Origin of the sequence: Levilactobacillus bambusae (assembly GCF_003124125.1) — a bacterium.
GTDB lineage: Bacteria > Bacillota > Bacilli > Lactobacillales > Lactobacillaceae > Levilactobacillus > Levilactobacillus bambusae.
Window position 1 is genome coordinate 116,737 of sequence record NZ_QCXQ01000002.1, and the last position, 16,985, is coordinate 133,721.

The 16,985-nt window shown below is 45.8% G+C and carries 15 protein-coding genes, 8 tRNA genes and 1 riboswitch; of the genes, 1 reads left to right on the plus strand and 22 read right to left on the minus strand.

What is annotated here, in order from left to right:
* Positions 1–264 precede the first annotated feature (264 nt).
* From DCM90_RS03315 to DCM90_RS03385, 15 genes are all read right to left on the minus strand, one after another.
* The gene (locus DCM90_RS03315; protein WP_109249938.1) at positions 265–2,745 is read right to left on the minus strand and encodes an ATP-dependent Clp protease ATP-binding subunit; all 2,481 of its coding nucleotides are present in this window, start codon (positions 2,743–2,745) and stop codon (positions 265–267) included.
* 17 nt (positions 2,746–2,762) lie between these two features.
* A complete protein-coding gene (locus DCM90_RS03320; protein ID WP_109249939.1) occupies positions 2,763–3,230 on the minus strand; it encodes a CtsR family transcriptional regulator in 468 nt (155 codons plus the stop codon).
* A gap of 183 nt (positions 3,231–3,413) precedes the next feature.
* Positions 3,414–3,487: transfer RNA gene (locus tag DCM90_RS03325), tRNA-Pro, on the minus strand.
* A gap of 42 nt (positions 3,488–3,529) precedes the next feature.
* A tRNA-Pro gene (locus DCM90_RS03330) sits at positions 3,530–3,603 on the minus strand.
* Positions 3,604–3,613: 10 nt separating this feature from the next.
* Positions 3,614–3,687 (minus strand) — tRNA-Arg (locus tag DCM90_RS03335).
* A 24-nt stretch (positions 3,688–3,711) separates the two neighbouring features.
* Positions 3,712–3,797: transfer RNA gene (locus DCM90_RS03340), tRNA-Leu, on the minus strand.
* A gap of 13 nt (positions 3,798–3,810) precedes the next feature.
* A tRNA-Gly gene (locus DCM90_RS03345) sits at positions 3,811–3,882 on the minus strand.
* Positions 3,883–3,885: 3 nt separating this feature from the next.
* Positions 3,886–3,958 (minus strand) — tRNA-Thr (locus tag DCM90_RS03350).
* A gap of 37 nt (positions 3,959–3,995) precedes the next feature.
* Positions 3,996–4,077: transfer RNA gene (locus DCM90_RS03355), tRNA-Leu, on the minus strand.
* A gap of 41 nt (positions 4,078–4,118) precedes the next feature.
* Positions 4,119–4,191 (minus strand) — tRNA-Val (locus DCM90_RS03360).
* 310 nt (positions 4,192–4,501) lie between these two features.
* Positions 4,502–5,788, minus strand: a complete 1,287-nt coding sequence (serS, locus tag DCM90_RS03365; protein WP_109249940.1) for a serine--tRNA ligase — start codon at positions 5,786–5,788, stop codon at positions 4,502–4,504.
* 274 nt (positions 5,789–6,062) lie between these two features.
* Positions 6,063–6,707, minus strand: coding sequence for a deoxynucleoside kinase (locus tag DCM90_RS03370; protein WP_109249941.1), 645 nt, complete (start codon positions 6,705–6,707; stop codon positions 6,063–6,065).
* Positions 6,708–6,803: 96 nt separating this feature from the next.
* Positions 6,804–7,853, minus strand: a complete 1,050-nt coding sequence (locus DCM90_RS03375; RefSeq protein WP_109249942.1) for a tagatose 1,6-diphosphate aldolase — start codon at positions 7,851–7,853, stop codon at positions 6,804–6,806.
* A gap of 174 nt (positions 7,854–8,027) precedes the next feature.
* Positions 8,028–9,551, minus strand: a complete 1,524-nt coding sequence (locus DCM90_RS03380; RefSeq protein ID WP_109249943.1) for an amino acid permease — start codon at positions 9,549–9,551, stop codon at positions 8,028–8,030.
* A 109-nt stretch (positions 9,552–9,660) separates the two neighbouring features.
* Positions 9,661–9,837: riboswitch (Lysine riboswitch) on the minus strand.
* A gap of 36 nt (positions 9,838–9,873) precedes the next feature.
* The gene (locus tag DCM90_RS03385) at positions 9,874–10,422 is read right to left on the minus strand and encodes a GNAT family N-acetyltransferase (RefSeq protein WP_165815186.1); all 549 of its coding nucleotides are present in this window, start codon (positions 10,420–10,422) and stop codon (positions 9,874–9,876) included.
* A 76-nt stretch (positions 10,423–10,498) separates the two neighbouring features.
* On the opposite strand from DCM90_RS03385, the gene DCM90_RS03390 reads away from it, so the two are divergent.
* Positions 10,499–11,326: a lp_1002 family arylesterase gene (locus tag DCM90_RS03390; RefSeq protein ID WP_165815187.1), complete on the plus strand. Its 828-nt coding sequence runs from the start codon at positions 10,499–10,501 to the stop codon at positions 11,324–11,326.
* Positions 11,327–11,455: 129 nt separating this feature from the next.
* On the opposite strand, the gene DCM90_RS03395 is transcribed toward DCM90_RS03390, so the two are convergent.
* From DCM90_RS03395 to DCM90_RS03425, 7 genes are all read right to left on the minus strand, one after another.
* The gene (locus DCM90_RS03395; RefSeq protein ID WP_225365950.1) at positions 11,456–12,127 is read right to left on the minus strand and encodes a phosphatase PAP2 family protein; all 672 of its coding nucleotides are present in this window, start codon (positions 12,125–12,127) and stop codon (positions 11,456–11,458) included.
* Between the two features lie 79 nt (positions 12,128–12,206).
* Positions 12,207–12,677 carry a threonine/serine exporter family protein gene (locus DCM90_RS03400; RefSeq protein ID WP_109249946.1) on the minus strand — a complete coding sequence of 157 codons (471 nt, stop codon included), beginning with the start codon at positions 12,675–12,677 and terminating at the stop codon, positions 12,207–12,209.
* A 12-nt stretch (positions 12,678–12,689) separates the two neighbouring features.
* A complete protein-coding gene (locus tag DCM90_RS03405; RefSeq protein WP_109249947.1) occupies positions 12,690–13,466 on the minus strand; it encodes a threonine/serine exporter family protein in 777 nt (258 codons plus the stop codon).
* A 185-nt stretch (positions 13,467–13,651) separates the two neighbouring features.
* Entirely contained in the window at positions 13,652–14,299 is a 648-nt protein-coding gene (locus DCM90_RS03410; protein ID WP_109249948.1) for a metal-dependent transcriptional regulator, read from the minus strand.
* Positions 14,300–14,318: 19 nt separating this feature from the next.
* Entirely contained in the window at positions 14,319–15,248 is a 930-nt protein-coding gene (locus tag DCM90_RS03415) for a cation diffusion facilitator family transporter (RefSeq protein ID WP_109249949.1), read from the minus strand.
* Between the two features lie 147 nt (positions 15,249–15,395).
* On the minus strand, positions 15,396–15,944 hold the full coding sequence (locus DCM90_RS03420) for a GNAT family N-acetyltransferase (protein ID WP_109249950.1): 549 nt from the start codon (positions 15,942–15,944) through the stop codon (positions 15,396–15,398).
* A 452-nt stretch (positions 15,945–16,396) separates the two neighbouring features.
* On the minus strand, positions 16,397–16,846 hold the full coding sequence (locus DCM90_RS03425; protein WP_109249951.1) for a MerR family transcriptional regulator: 450 nt from the start codon (positions 16,844–16,846) through the stop codon (positions 16,397–16,399).
* Positions 16,847–16,985: the final 139 nt, after the last annotated feature.

Sequence of the window (16,985 nt, forward strand, 5' to 3'; positions counted from 1 at the left end):
TCATCGAATATTACATTTTGATTACAAATGCTTTTTTTAACTTAAATCATCCGAATTTTGGCAAAAAAAATCCAAAAATAAGATCATGATCTTACTTTTGGTTTTATAAGAACCCCACGGGACAATAGATCCGCTTAGTTCATTTCAATTCACGGTTGCATACAGGTGCTATCATACACACCTTTTGAACGATCGTCAAGTGCTTTTGCAGAACTTCATGCAATAAAAAAGCCACCCCACGGGGTGACTTTTAGCAACGATATTTTAGTGGCTAGCGACCGGTTCTTTAGGTTGAGGCGTCTTACTGGATACCGTTACCTTACCATGGGATGCTCCAACGGTAACGCGATCCCCCTCGTGAATCGTCCCATCTAAGAGTGATTCGCTTAACCGATCTTCAATTTCAGTTTGGAGTGCCCGTCGAATTGGCCGTGCCCCATATTCTGGATCAAAGCCCGCCGCCGCGATTTTATCAATCGCAGCCGGTGTAACCTTGAGCTTAACGTTCTGTTCCGCTAATCGATCAACAATTTCCTGCGTCATCAGTTTAACAATTTGATGAAGTTGTTCTTTTGTCAGGGAATGGAAGACTACAATTTCATCCACTCGGTTTAAGAATTCAGGTCTAAACGACTTCTTCAAGGTTTCTCGAATTGTCTTATTCATCGCTTCATAATTATTAGACAGGTCCTCGGCACCAAACCCAACGGTCTTTTCATCCCGCAGTTGGGTAGCCCCTAAGTTAGAAGTCATAATGAGAATCGTGTTTCTGAAATCAACTTTGCGCCCCTTCGAATCCGTCAGGTACCCGTCATCCAAGACCTGGAGCAAAAGGTTGAAAACATCGGGATGTGCCTTTTCAACTTCATCAAACAGAACCACTGAGTATGGCTTTTGTCGAACTTGTTCGGTTAACTGTCCGCCTTCATCGTAACCCACGTAACCAGGCGCCGAACCAATCAACCGGCTAGTTGAGTACTTTTCCATGTACTCACTCATATCGACCCGGATCATGTTATCTTCGCTGCCAAACATGTCCTGTGCAAGCGCCTTAGCCAATTCCGTTTTCCCGACCCCCGTTGGGCCCAAGAACATAAAGGAACCAATTGGTCGGTTAGGATTCTTAAGTCCCGCGTAAGCCCGTCTAATGGCCCGGGAGACTGCCGAAACGGCTTCGTCCTGCCCAATTACCCGTTTGTGAAGTTCACCCTCGAGATTGACCAACCGATCAGCCTGTGACTGGTTCAATTGCGTCAACGGAATGCCCGTCCATTCAGATACGATCTCAGCTACGTCTTCCGCAGTAACGTTTAAGTCATAGGATTGATCTTCCTCAGACTCGGAGGATGCTTCGTCTTCTTGAGCCTGCTTAATTTGATCCCGTAGTGCCATTTCCTGAGTTCTCAGGTCGGCCGCACGTTCAAACTCTTGGTTCTCAATGGCCGTCTCCTTTTCAGCTACTAATTGCTCAAGTTGCTGTTCAGGCCCGTTAACTGGGGCTGCTTCAAAATGATCAATTCGGACCTTAGCCGCAGCTTCATCCATTAAATCAATCGCCTTATCAGGCAGGTACCGGTCAGAGATATACCGGCTTGATAGTCTCACTGTGGCGGCCACAGCATCCTCTGTGATATTAACATGGTGGTGATCTTCATACCGTGAGCGAAGTCCATTAAGAATGGCAACGGCCTCATCCTCGCTAGGTTCATCAACCATTACGGTGGCAAACCGACGGGCTAACGCTGCGTCAGATTCAATGTACTTCTGGTATTCATCTAACGTGGTGGCTCCAATTGTCTGTAATTCGCCACGAGCAAGTGCCGGCTTTAAGATGTTAGAAGCGTCAATGGCACCTTCTGCACCACCAGCTCCAACTAACGTATGCAACTCATCAATGAAGAGAATAATATGCCCGTCATGATAAATTTCATCAATAACCTTTTTTAACCGGTCTTCAAATTCACCCCGATACTTAGTTCCCGCAACTAGCGATCCCATATCAAGCATCATCAATCGCTTATCTTGCATATCTTCCGGAACATCACCCGCTACAATCCGCTGGGCTAGCCCCTCAGCGATTGCAGTCTTTCCGACTCCGGGTTCACCTAGTAGGACAGGATTATTCTTAGTCCGGCGGGATAAAATTTGAATTACCCGTTTAACTTCGCTATCCCGGCCAACGGTTGGATCCATGCGACCATCTCGGGCTAGTTGGGTTAAGTCACGGGCTAACGAATCAAGCGTTGGCGTGCCCGCCTTAGTCTTCGCCTGCCGGGAATCTCGACGCCGAGTTTGTGTTTCAGCAATTCCCAACTTACGTAAGATAATTTTCCGAGTTTGGTCTAAGTCTAAGTTGAGACTCATTAAAATTCGGGATGATAAGAGGCTGTCATCACTTAGGAGAGCTAATAAAATATGCTCCGTGCCAATTTTAGCGGCGCCTAGACGTTTGGCCTCGTCACCAGCAATTGCTAAAATTTCCTTGGCCTTAGGCGAATAAGGTAAGTACGTATCCTTATCAACGTCAGTTAAATTACCATATCCCGTAAATTGTTCAATTTCTTCACGAACATCATCTTCTGTCACCGAAAATTGTTGGAGTACCTTGTTCGCAATCCCGTTCTTTTCAATGGTCAGTGCCAAAAGAAGGTGTTCAGTTCCCACGGCCTGATGCTTAAAGTACTTGGCTTGTTCCTGAGCTAAAACCAATACTCGTTTGGCACTCGGGGTAAATAAGTTATCCATTGCAGGTCCTCACTTTCTTAACTTTCGTAACATAAGTGGTTCAATATTTCGACTAGGATTTGTGCCCTAGTCCGATCTTCCTGCGCGCGATTATCCACCGACACAGCATTTTTGTCAATAGCCGCCAAGATAATATTAGCTTCCCGTCGGTTAATGGTTCCATCATTATATAAGCTGCGAATAACCGCTACACTATCATGGTAGGAAATGGACTGTCCGACCGCCTCAATCAGCGCATCAATGTGCTCTAAATTATCGAGCAGTTTGACCTTTTCGATGCGGATATATCCTCCGCCACCACGCTTGGACTGAACGACATAGCCATCTTGGATGGTAAACCGGGTCTTAATCACATAGTTAATCTGGGAGGGAACCACGTTAAACTGATCAGCAACCTCTGACCGTCGGATTTCGACCCGTTTTGTATCCATCAAAATTTGTTTCAAATAGGATTCAATCATATCCGAAATATTTTGATCCTCCATTTTGATTCCCCCTCACTTTTGACTAATATTGACTAAATGTCATTCAATATTATACGAAGTTTTGAACCAAAAGCAAAGTATTTACGCAAAGTACTCCGCTTAGCTCCATTGTAAGGTGGATGGGAGACTAAAACAACCGATCAGAATTCATCCTGATCGGTTGTGACGTTTATTTGCATTCTATCGGGAAAACAAGATTTGAACTTGCGACCCCCACGTCCCGAACGTGGTGCTCTACCAAGCTGAGCTATTTCCCGATCATCTAAACTGATGTCGAATGCGCTGGATATCCAGTGCGATCGGGAAGACAGGATTCGAACCTGCGACCCCCTGGTCCCAAACCAGGTGCTCTACCAAGCTGAGCTACTTCCCGAAATAAAAAATGCACCCAGTAGGAGTCGAACCTACAACCTTCTGATTCGTAGTCAGACACTCTATCCAATTGCGCTATGGGTGCAAAAAATTTAACTATTCAGTTAAATGCCGAGGACCGGGCTTGAACCGGTACGGTCATCACTGACCGCGGGATTTTAAGTCCCGTGCGTCTGCCAATTCCGCCACCCCGGCAAGGGTGATACAAAGCGGAAGACGGGATTCGAACCCGCGACCCCCACCATGGCAAGGTGATGTTCTACCACTGAACTACTTCCGCATATGCCGACTAGACGATTCGAACGCCCGACCCCTTCATTACTAGTGAAGTGCTCTACCTACTGAGCTAAGTCGGCAAATGTGTTTTGATATTAAACTACCTATTCGGTAGGATGCGGGCGAAGGGACTCGAACCCATACGTCATAAGACACAAGAACCTAAATCTTGCGCGTCTGCCAGTTCCGCCACGCCCGCATGACCTATTACCTGAACGTCCCCTTAAGTAGGACGTTCCATGGAGGATACAGGGCTCGAACCTGTGACCCTCTGCTTGTAAGGCAGATGCTCTCCCAACTGAGCTAATCCTCCATATGCTTACCAAACGATTAATTATCGTTCGAAACAACTATTTAAATATATCATCTCGTTCATTGTCTGTCAATAACTTTTTGAAGTTTTTCGAATAAATATTCGTTAGCTGAATATCTATTACCCGACAACACTTAACATCATACCCTAACTGCTCTTAAAATACTAGTCTAAATCCAATTTTTTTATTCCGTTTTAAAAATAAAGTAAAGCAAGCCCGCAAAAGTCGGTGAGGATCACCTGGCTTTTACGGGCTTGTTGACATAGAGAGCTAAATTCATTTGGCTATCCATGCATGTTTAATCAGTTTTTAAAATTTTTGATCTGCCTTGGTAATGGTTTTAACTCCCCCCATGTAGGGCACGAGGGCTTCAGGGACGGTAACGGAACCATCGGCATTTTGATAATTCTCTAAAATGGCAGCGACGGCCCGCCCCACGGCTAATCCAGAACCATTTAACGTGTGGACAAATTGAAGTTTGCCATCATCATCGCGGTACTGAATGTGAGCTCGACGTGCTTGGAAATCAGTCGTATTCGAACAACTGGAAATTTCCCGGTACTGGTCTTGCCCTGGCATCCAGACTTCTAGGTCATGGGTCATTGCGGCCGTAAAACTCATATCGCCAGTGGTCAACGTAATGACATGGTATGGCAACCCAAGTTTTTGCAATAGACTTTCAGCCTGTTTAGTGAGACTTTCTAATTCATCCCATGAGTCTTCCGGCTTACAGAATTTGACCATTTCAACCTTATTGAACTGGTGTAACCGGATGAGGCCCCGGGTATCACGCCCCGCACTTCCCGCTTCACTCCGGAAGGCTGGGGACAGTGCGGTAAACCAAACCGGCAGATCCTCTTCTGGAATGACGTTATCCCGGAAAAAGTTAACTAATGGTACTTCAGCGGTAGGAATTAGGGTCATATCCTCACCGTTTACCTGGTAGACATCCTCAGTAAACTTCGGGAATTGGCCGGTCCCGTACATTGAATCAGAGTTAACAATGTAGGGTGGCAAAACTTCCTTAAATCCGGCGTTAGAATTTTCGGTCAGGAAGAAATTGTATACCGCCCGTTCTAACCGGGCTCCCATGCCAACATAGTAAACAAAGCGACTGCCAGAAACCTTAGCGGCCCGTTCAAAATCTAAGATCCCTAAATCTTCCCCAATTTCAAAGTGCTGCTTAGGTTTAAAATCAAATTCCCGTGGCGTCCCGATTTTTCTTAATTCGACACTCCCAGATTCATCTAACCCTACCGGAACGTTGTCGTTAGGAATGTTAGGCAACCGTGAAAGACCGTCATTAACCTGGTCCTTTAAAACGTTTAGCTGCTCGTCAATCTGCTTGATTTCAGCGCTAACCTGCCGCATTTCCGCAATTTTGTCATCGGCATTTTCCCTATTCCGTTTTAACTGCGAAATTTCATCTGAAACCGTATTTCTCGTCGCCTTCATCGTTTCACTTTTAACAATTAGTTCCCGGCGTTGTTCATCTAGCGCCAATAAATCATCAATTTCCTGGGCCGATACTTTCCGAGTTGCCAACTTTTCCTTCACAAAATCCGTTTTTTGCCGAATCAATTTAATATCTAACATTCTTAGTTCCTCCTTGATTACGATAACCTAAAATGCACAAAAAGAGCCCCCGTCACATGGGACGAAGGCTCTTCGCGGTACCACCCAAGTTCATGGCAAAGCCACACACTTGAACGGATAACGGAACGACCGTGCAGGATTAACTGCCCGCTTAACGTGCTGGATCTTCGACCCCGGATCTCATCTACCACCGGTTTTCTGTAGGTTTACTTTAGGCACTTACGCGTTTATTTATTATGTTCATCATACTTCATCGTGGAGCTGCAATCAATACCTAAGCGGTAATTCCTAACCGAACGATTTCATCGTCAATCATTTTTAAGACTGCGTCCCGAGCTTCGGGATCCTCCACGAAGTTGTAGACGTCACCATCAATTTGCATCTTTGGCGATTTATCGTAGTCAGCGTACCACTGTTGGTACCGTTGATCTAGTTCTTGGTAATAGTTATAGAGAGTCGGATCGTTTTCAATCTGTTCATACGACCGGCCCCGTTTCTTAATCCGGTTCAGCATCGTGTCAAACGATACCTGGATCTCAATCAGTAGGTCCGGATTCTTTTTATGGGGTTCTTCCGGTAGTTCTTCCATCATATTTTGAACCAACGAGTCATAAATCTGAACTTCCGTCTGGGTTGCACGGCCAAGATCAGCGTTTAATTGAAAGAGCAGGGAATCCTCAAAAATTGACCGGTCCATAACACTAGCGTCATTCATGTAGGAAGCCTTTAAACTATCAATTCGCTTATTCAAAAAGTAAATTTGAAGTAAAAAAGCGTATTTCTTAGGGTCCTGGTAAAATAACGGCAAAATTTTATTGTCGTCAACGGATTCATAGAATGCGGGGGTACCAAGGTGGTCAGCTAACATCTTGGTTAAACTAGTCTTTCCCGCACCGATTGTTCCTGCAAGTACGATCATATAGTGAATCTCTCCTTATTTAGTCATTCGAAAAGCAACACCATATATTGTACCATTGAGATCCGTTAAAGCAATATCTAGTAGAAAATAATTAACTTAATCTGTGACCACCTGTAAATCAATGACATCGATTTCATCCTTGCCACCGTAGTTGTCTACCCATGGTAAAGCATACTGATTCAGAATTTTATGAATGGTATTGATGTTATCGACACCCTTCGTTTCCAACCATTTAATGAGGGCATCTTCCCCGTCCTTAGCGTAGACTTCAATGCCATCCTTCCAAGTGGCCCGACCGCTTAATACCCCATTAAAGTTAGCGTGAGCTTCCCCCGCCAGTTTTAATTGGGCCATGAACGTATCGGTGGGGACCCCACCACTCAGGAAAATATAAGGCCGGGTCACGATTTTCCCCAGCTGCGTGAGGTAATCACTGACTTCGGCTTCTGTATAAACCGGCGTCGCCTCTGAATGGGTCATCCCCTCAACAAAATCCGGATTAAACGGCATTTCTAGCTTCAAAACATCCATGTGATACTTTGGCTTAGTAAATTCCGCCGCACTTTTGAGCACTAATTCCGGCTTCTCCTTAGCAAACTCAGCACCCTTTGGGTCGTCAATTTTATCATCATACGTCACAATTTCAAAGAAGGTTGGAATATCAGCCGCTGCGGCTTCAGTCCCGTAACGCTCGGCGAATGCCTTTTTTTGATCGTTAATTTCGTCAGGATCGTTGGGATTATAGTAGATCAAGACTTTCAGTGCATCCGCCCCGTTCGCAATCATGTTTTCTGCTGACTGGGTGGGAATTAATTCAGGTTCCCGACCAGGCGTTGCCACATCATACCCCGTTTTTTCGTATGACATGATTAACCCGGTATTCTTATCCTTCGCTTCAATCCCCTCAAAGCCAAGTTCCTCATCGAGTAAAATGGCGCTTGCATGGGGACTTAGCACCTTAGAAACATCCCGCTTAAAATCATAAACCTGTTGAATGTTATAGGCCTTCCCATTTCGTTCCATTGCGTCCTGAATCATCTTCTTTAATGAACCACGCTGATCCAACGCTAGGGCGTTAATTTGCCCCTCGCTATCAGAAAGTTTTTGCATGCGGTCGACTTTTCCCCGCGTTAAACGTTTTGTCATAAAACCTCATCCTCCGTTTCTTTAATCATTATGGCGAATTCGCTTACAAAGTGCAATTAAAACCAACTATGAATTATACCACACGCCAACACTATACCACTAAAGCATTGACAAATCAGTATTTACGCCTAAAAAAAGTCCCCTTACCAATTATGGTCAGGGAACTTAAGAAACTTACTCTTGATCCGACTTAGGATCCGTTTTAAGGATAAACTCTGCATCTTCATGGATTGGTGAAACATCGACTTCGTCAAGCGGAATCAGGTGCGTGTGGTGGTGGATTTTATACCCGACGTATAAAAATAAGACGAGTGGCACACTAATATAAGTGACCAGCACCTGCTGCCAGTTCCCCGATAGAATCGACTGGGGATCCTGACCAACAATGACAGCAATACACAGAAACAAAGCTAGAAGCGGACCGAGTGGGAACCATTTAGCGTGGTATTTTAATTCACTCTTGTCGTGCCCCTGCATAACGAAGGCCCGGCGGAACCGGTAATGCGAAATGGCAATTCCGGCCCAGGCAATAAACCCGGTTAACCCAGAGGCCGCAACCAGCCACAGGTAAACCTGCGGACCGAGAATACTTGATAAGAACGTTGCAGCGGCTACCAGAGTGGTGGCCAGCAGCGCAAAGTACGGAATCCCGTTCCGCCCCGTCTTCGCTAACCACTTAGGAGCGTACCCCTGGTGAGCCATCGAAAACAGCATCCGGGTTGACGCATACATCCCCGAATTGGCCGATGAAATCACAGATGTCAGGATGACGGCGTTCATGACGCTAGCCGCGGCCGCAAGCCCCGCCCGTTGGAACACTAACGTAAAGGGACTGATCGTAATGTCCGAAGCTGAGGAGCCTAGTAGGTCAGGGCTAGTATAGGGAATCAAGGCCGCAATAATAGCAATGGCCAGAATGTAAAATAAAATAATCCGCCAAAAAACCTGGTTAATTGCCTTCGGAATACTGTGCTCAGGGTCTTCTGACTCACCCGCTGTAATCCCAACTAATTCCGTCCCTTGAAAACTAAATCCAGCAACGACAAAGACACTGAGAATCGCCGGAAAGCCCCCAACAAACGGAGCCTGTTTGACCGTAAAGTTACTGAGACCTACGGGACCATGGCCACCCATAATTCCCATGATGGTTAATAGCCCAATGGCGATAAAAATAAAGATCGTCACCACTTTAATGGCTGACATCCAAAATTCCGTTTCACCAAACGTGCTCACGGCCATCCCATTAATCAACAGAATCAAAATCAACGCGATGATACTCCAAATCCAGCCAGGAACATTAGGCAGCCAAAACTTCATTACTAATGCCGTAGTTGAAATATCGACAGCAACAGTGATCGCCCAATTGAACCAGTAGTTCCACCCTAACGCAAAACCAAGTGCGGGATCTACATACTTCGTGGCGTAGGCCGCAAACGAGCCGGAAATCGGCATGTTAGTCGCCATTTCCCCGAGACTTGTCATTAAGAAGTACACCATGATCCCCATCCCAGCGTACGCAATTAGGGCACCCCCTGGACCGGCCTTAGAGATGGCGGAACCACTGGCCACAAAGAGCCCCGTTCCAATACATCCCCCAAGGGCAATCATCGATAGGTGCCGGGACTTTAATCCCCGGTGAACCGTTTCGGCGTTTTCCGGCCCGGCCGCTGCATCTGAACCATTATCTTGCTTTACCATTGAATCTTCCTCCTTTAAAAGAAGGACCCTCTCTGTGCTTCCGGTAAAATAAAAAACCGGTTTCTCCGCCTAATGCGAAAGAAACCGGTCGTTAATTCACCGAAATCTAGTCGTAGAAAGCGCCCCGCAAACAGTCTTGCTTGCGACAGTCCCTGACCTATTCGGCCAGGGCCCAACAATTAATTTTCCAAGTTAATCATTTCGGCAACCTCCCCTTTTTAATCTGCATCATTGGTCTGGAAACCTCAACAAATTGACTCATGTCGGCTGCGCCTCTTCTCTATTGGCTCTAGTTTAAAACGATCGGACAAAAATTGCAACGTTAATCCATCCGTTTTAAAAATTCATCCCGGGTTTGTTTATAAATAATCTCATGCTGACCGGCAGCGAAAAGCGCAAATTCGGGGTGCTTAACCTCCCCTTCATAGTGGAACCCCAGCTTTTCTAAAACGTGTTTGGACCGCTCGTTCTCCACTAAAAAGCTGGCATAGATCGCCTCAACCGGAGTGTCTCGGACTGCCTGTGCTAAAAACACATGACCGGCCTCCGTCATATAACCGTGGCCCCAAGTTGCCTCCTGTAAGGAATAGCCTAGATCCCAAGCAAACTGGTCCGGAATTCCATGGTTCGTCATTCGTTCAAATAGTTCAATGGTCCCAATCAAACGCCGAGTTGGTTTCAATTCAATCCCCATGGCCAACGGGTTATTAAGGTATCGTTGCATGACATAGCCGGCATTTTCAAGGGATGGAGCCGCGGAAAATCCCGCCATTTTGGCGACCCGCTTGTTAGAAACCAGTTCAAAAAAGTCCTCTAGGTCACTCTGAGCCAAGGGACGTAAAGTTAGCCTAGGGGTATCAATTTTTTTCATGTCTGCCTTCTTTCCCCGCATCGTCTGCAGCTTTGCGGTACAATATAGGGGTAAATCTAGTTTAGGAGGTTTTTTCATGCAAACGTTTGTTAACCCGCTCAAACTGAAGGATAGTGCTGCTAGTCTGCACGCTTACCTTCACGATAAAACCAATCCGTCATCCAGTACTGAAAATCGATTACCCGCCGTCATTATCGTGCCAGGAGGGGCTTACACCCACATCCCCGAAACTCAGGCGGAGGACTTAGCCCTCGCCTTTTATAATCAAGGATACCAAGCTTTTTACTTACGGTACAGCTTTTTAGGGGAAAGTCAGCCCCTAATGCCCAAACCGATTGTTGAACTCTCCTCCGCCATTAAAATGCTACGGGATCACGCTGGGGAATGGAAGTTGAACCCCGCTCGGATCGCAACGGCCGGATTCTCAGTGGGCGGCCACATTGCGGCCCTTCAAAATGATTACTGGCAGGCGGAGTGGCTGGCAAACGACGCCACCGCATCGAACGATCAAATCAAACCGGATGCGGTCATCCTAAGCTACCCTGTCATTAGCCCCCAACTTGGTTATCCAACGGAACAGTCCACCATTGAAAAATGGTCTGCTAATCCAACCGCCATCGCGGCCGATCTACACGTTAGTCAACAAAATTCACCAACCTTCATCTGGGGAACCAGTGATGACCCAACCGTTCCCGTTGCAAATGCCTTGGCCTACATCAACGCGCTGAGCCAGGCTAAGGTACCCTTTGAAGCACACCTTTTTGACCATGGGCCCCACGGATTAGCGCTGGCAAATCAGGTAACGGCTTGGGAACCCGAAGCAAATTCACCTCACGTTGCCCATTGGCTTAACCTGGCCTTAGAATGGTTAGACCACGTTTGGGATAACCAACCGGACGATTAACCCGTCATCACATGCCTGGTGTCTTTTCTATTACACCGCAACTAAAAAGCGTTAGCAATGAGCAGCCACTCAATTGCTAACGCTTTTTCAGTCTATAAATTAATTTCCACTAATTGCTGGTGGTCAATCCTATAGCTTTGAGTTATGCAACACCCGAAAATTAACTAGTCGGGGCGCAAACCGGGCGTAGAGGCCTTCCGCAATTTGCAGCCACATATAGGCTAACATTACCGAACCCAAGGTATCTGAGGGGTAATGCGCATCCCGGTAAATCCGGGATGCCATGATGAGGATTAAAACGATCACCATAAGTACCTGAATGACGATCCGTTTCCAACTGGTCTGAATCATTGGAACGACAATGACCCATAAAATTGCAATTACCAGGAAAGCCCCAAAAACGTGGCCACTAGGAAAACTGTAACCGTCATCCACCTTCAAGTGCATACTAGGCCGGGGGCGGGCAATAATTTTCTTGACGATTGCCGCAACGGCATCCCCACCAATAATCGTTAAAATTGCCCAAATGGCTTGAATCTTATACTTAAAGCCCCAAAGTAAAAAGGCAATGAGTACCACCCATATAATATCCAACGTCGGACTCGCAATTGACGTCATAAAGGCATAAAATCCAGCCTTCATGTTTGAAGGATTCTTCTGAACCATGGAGATAAAGGTTGAGTCTAAAAAGTTTAAAAAACCAGTCTGCATTTTAACGGAGACGGCTAAAATAACAAACAGGACCGCTACCAGCCAGAATCGCCATGGTCGATCGGCATCACGGTTAATCATCATTTGCATAAGTACTATCCTCACATCCAAAAATTGATCTTAACTAAAAGTATACCACGCGCCTGAAACTTAACTTGGGCTAAAACCTTTATTTTTCTTTAATTCCGGTCTGCTTAAGCAGCTTTTGTCGGGTCAGATACCGCCGCTGTAAGCTATTCGCTAACTCCGACAAAACAAATCCGAACGCCAGAGCCCCGGCGATCATAACGACTTGTAGAAGATAATCGGCCGCAACCGCCGGATTACCTAGGGCAAAGTTCTTAATCATCTGGTAGGCTTGCCCACCGGGGACAAAGGGGACCAAACTGGGAATGGTAAAAATAATCACCGGCATCTTTTTGTGGCGGGCAGCCTGCATAGAGGCAACCCCAATCACAAATGCCCCAATCAGATTTCCCGTTACACTGCCACCACCGATTTGAACAATTCCAGAGTAAATCACCCACGCCAAAACCCCGATAAGACCACTCACGTTTAACGCCCGCCGGGGAATATTAATTAAAATCCCAAACGATACGGTGGCCGCATACGTTGCGACAATTGAAATCAAAAAAGCCACGGTTACCACCTCCTAGTAAAACTGAATGACCATGGCAATTCCAAGGCCGATCGCAGCGGCCGACATCCCAGCTTCCACTGCCCGGGCGGGTCCACTAACTAAGTTACCATCCAAGACATCCCTCATCGCGTTCGTAATTGGAACACCGGGAACTAACGGCATTACACTTCCGATAATGATGTCATCCGAATTAATCCCAAGCCCAAAGTGCACCGATACCATCGCTAAAACGGCAATGACCACCGAGGCAATAAATTCACTAACAAAGCGGACGCGCACTAACTTACTGAGGTAGTAAAAAATGGCCCACCCAATTGCACCAACGAGACAGGTAATCAAAAAGTCGCAGAGGTTATAGTTATGCCGAAAAACGACTTCTAGCGGGCCGCTGACAAAGGCCGCTGCTAATAGCTGTAACCAAAACGGAAAGTACAGCGAGTTTTTATCCAGCTCGTTAAGCTGACGGGCAAACTCATCTAAGGTAATATCATGGTGGGCATACTGCCGTGACAAGTCATTAACCACCACAATTTTTTGTAAGTCAAACGTCCGCTTGGTTACGGGCTCAATTTGGGCCCCCGCACCATCTTGGATGGACATTAAAATTCCCGTTACCATAATAAAAATCTTGCTATGTTCAATTCCAGCGTTTTTGGCGATCCGTTTCATTGTATCTTCGACCCGCGCAACTTCTGAGCCGTTTTCCATCATAATCCGCCCCGCCGTTAACGCCGTTTTTAAAACTAAATTATCCCGTACACTCTTTTCATCTAGCTCTTTTTCGGTCATGCGGCTGACCCCCGTTTCACTTCAACTTATACCTTTAGTATAGAGCATCAATTCATCCCCGTCTGCAATTTTTTCGAGCCCAACTGGAATTAAACCAAATAGGCCCGTTAGCCGGGATGATGATAGAATCATCATCCCGGCTAACGGGCCTAAACGTGAACTTAACGGGGCTTTCAACCCATATGTTACTTCACAAAAACATAGTGGGCGGCTTTATAGCTAACAATCAATTCCGTATCATCCGTTAAATTCTGGACGGTAACGGGTCCTTCAAACGGATCATGTTTTAGTACCTTGACCTGATCACCAATGTCTAGCTTTAATTCGCCAAGGTAGGTCAATAGGTCGTGGTTATCAATAAACCGGTCCACTGTAACAATGTCGCCATCCTTGGCATCATTCAGTACCTGGTGGCTATCTTCGTGGTAGTGGCCAGAACGATCCGGAATAATCCCCCCATGGGGACAATGTGTTGGATTGCCAAGCATCTCATCTAATGCGTTAATCATTCGGTCGCTCGTCACATGCTCAAGCTGTTCCGCTTCGTCATGAATGTCTGCCAACGAATAACCCAGTTTCTCTACTAGGAAGACTTCCCACAGCCGATGCTTGCGGACTAATTCCTCGGCCGCACGAACTCCCTTTTTAGTTAACGAGATTCCCGAGTACGGCACGTGGACTGCCAGTCCCTCTTCCGTCATCTTACTGATCATTTCAGTCACTGAACCAGCCGCAACGTTAAGACTCAGGGCAATTTGCTTATTGGAAACTTTTTTATGGGTTCCGCCCAGTTCAAATATTATTTTAAGATAGTCCTCCTTCATCGGAGTCATCTTGCTTCACCTCAACCCATTATTTTTCTTTAGCGTTTTCACTTTCTGAAAACTGACGAAAATCGTGTTCGCCATATATCATTTGTTCGTCGCTGCCTCGGCGACACTCCGCCTGAATAGTGACATGACTAATATGATAGTCCTGACACAGAACATTTTCAATCTTTCGGTACACGGGTTCAACATTACTCAAGGGCTGATCGTGTAAATTAACGTGTGCCGAAAAGATGATGTTGTTTTCATCAATCATCCACGCGTGAACGTGATGTACCCCCGTCACCCCGTCAATTCTTAGGAGATCGTGCCGAATCGCATCGTAATCTAGTTCAGGTGCTCCCTGCATTAAAATCCGAATGGTCTCCCGAATAATCGGCCAGGATTCCCACATAATATAGATCGCTACAACCATTGTTAACAGGGGATCTACCCAATACCATTGAACCGTTGCAATCAGAACCGCTCCAACAATGACTGCCACGGAACCCAGTGCGTCGCTTAATAAATGAAGGTAAGTCGCACGAATATTCAGGTTATGCTTCGATCCCCGGCTTAATAACCAAGTCGAAAGTAAGTTAGCTGCTAAACTAATGACCGCAACCCAGAACATCAAGGTTCCATGAATGGGTTCCGGATGGCTAAACCGGCGAATTGCTTCGACGACCAAAAAGGCTGAAATCAATATTAATAGGAAAGAATTTAATAGTGCTGCTAAAATTTGAGCCCGGCGGTAACCAAACGTATTCTGTTGGTCCTCCCCCCGCTGACTAATTCGGTGAGCCACATAACTCAGGACAATCGAAACGGCATCCCCCATATTATGGAAGGCATCTGATAGTAACGCTAAACTTCCCGAGACAACGCCACCTAGCAATTCAAATCCCGTAATCCCGATGTTCAAAAGGGTGACACCCAAAAAGCGTCGACCCGTTAACGGATCTTCTTCATGCATTTTCTCACTTCCTTACGCCTCCTATTATGTCAGACTTCACTAAAAATTTCCATCCTTCAACAATATTTTTTGGTTCGCCAAAAAAATGCACCTAAAAAAAGATTCAAGCCCCCGCGGAGAGCTTGAATCTCTGTTTTGAACGTTAATTTAAACTCGGGCTGCCACTGGTTGATGTGCTAACCGTTCGTACGCAAAGTCATCCACGTCACCGTTATTCTTAGTGGCCCCAACTAACTTTACCCGACCAGTCTCAGTAAACCCAGCCTTCTTGATCACATGCTGCATCCCTAAGTTATCAGGATGAGTATCAATCCGAATACTTTGAATCGTTTCACTTTGGTCAACCAGGTTAAAAATCTGGGTTAGTAATTCATTGGCGAGCCCACGTCCGTGATGCCTTGAAGAAACTGCAACGCGGTGCAAAGCTACGTATGGGGTGTCCTTCGTTAACCATTCACCGTTAATATCAACGTAAAGTGGGTCAACGCCAGGTATGACTGCTGTCGTCCCAAGAATTTCGCCATCCTCTTCTAATACAACTGTGAACCCCTGTTCAATGTCATCAACCAAAATCGACATATCTGGATAAGTTCCTTGCCATTGATCGATATTTTGTTTCGCTAACAGGTCCCGACCATCACTAATGATTGTTTCAATTTGTGGCAAATCAGCCATCGTTGCTTGACGAAGCAGCATACATAACACCATCCTTTAAGAACTTTTATTTTGACGATTTTGTTATCTTAACACGAAAATTTTTTAAAGCAACACTTTTTCTCAACTTTTTTCACTTTTATTTTCAGAAAAAACCATAAAAAAATGGCACCGGGAACTTCTTAAACCCGGTGTCACTTTTTAGCGTGGAAGCAGATCCAGACAAGTAGAAAAAAAACTTAACGTTATTTTTCTAAAACACACGTCATCTTATCTTTACGATCGCTTGCTCGAGCTTAAGCCCGAGTAATCAAAGCGCAATGATTCGCGCTATTTGGAACGGTTACGAATAACCTTTCAACTACAACACGACAACAACATGATACCAATCCAGCCACAAGATCGATTGGCAGTGAGAAGTTTTTGCTGTCTGAACCTGATATCTTCCACACCGTTAGAGTACCATATCACCGACCGTTGAACAAACAATGTACTTACTTTTTCGGAATGTGAGGGTCAAGCTCAAATTTCCAGCCATCAGGATAGTGGACGGCAATGAGCATTTTATCAGGTTCGGGATCGAAGGGGCCTAAAATCAAGGTTGGCCGTTCACGGTTAGTTGCCAGCTCCACCGGCCGGTCCTCCAAAAAATCCCGAACCGGTACGATTAGTTTGGATAACTCAAACGCCATCTCCGCTGCCTTAGCTAAGGTATATCCCTCTCTCGTCAAATGATTAATAATCATTGCTCGAACTACCTGCGTGTGATCGAACTTATGGTGGGCCCCGTCAGCGACTTGAATGGGTTCAATGTACCCCTTCTTTTCCCAGTAGCGTAACTGACTAACGGTAATTTTGGCCGCCTTAGTGAGTTCACTAATGCCAACTAATACCGGTTGTTCTAGCATTTGGCGACGGGTTTCCCGATCAATAATCGGTTGCACCAATAACTCCTCCCTTGCTTCAAACTTTAGTTGAATTGTTTCAATTTACGCTACTCAGTATAATAAAACTAACTTTTATGTCAAGTTTGTTGACAGTCACAACAGAAATGACTATATTAGAGAGCGAATCATTTTTTGG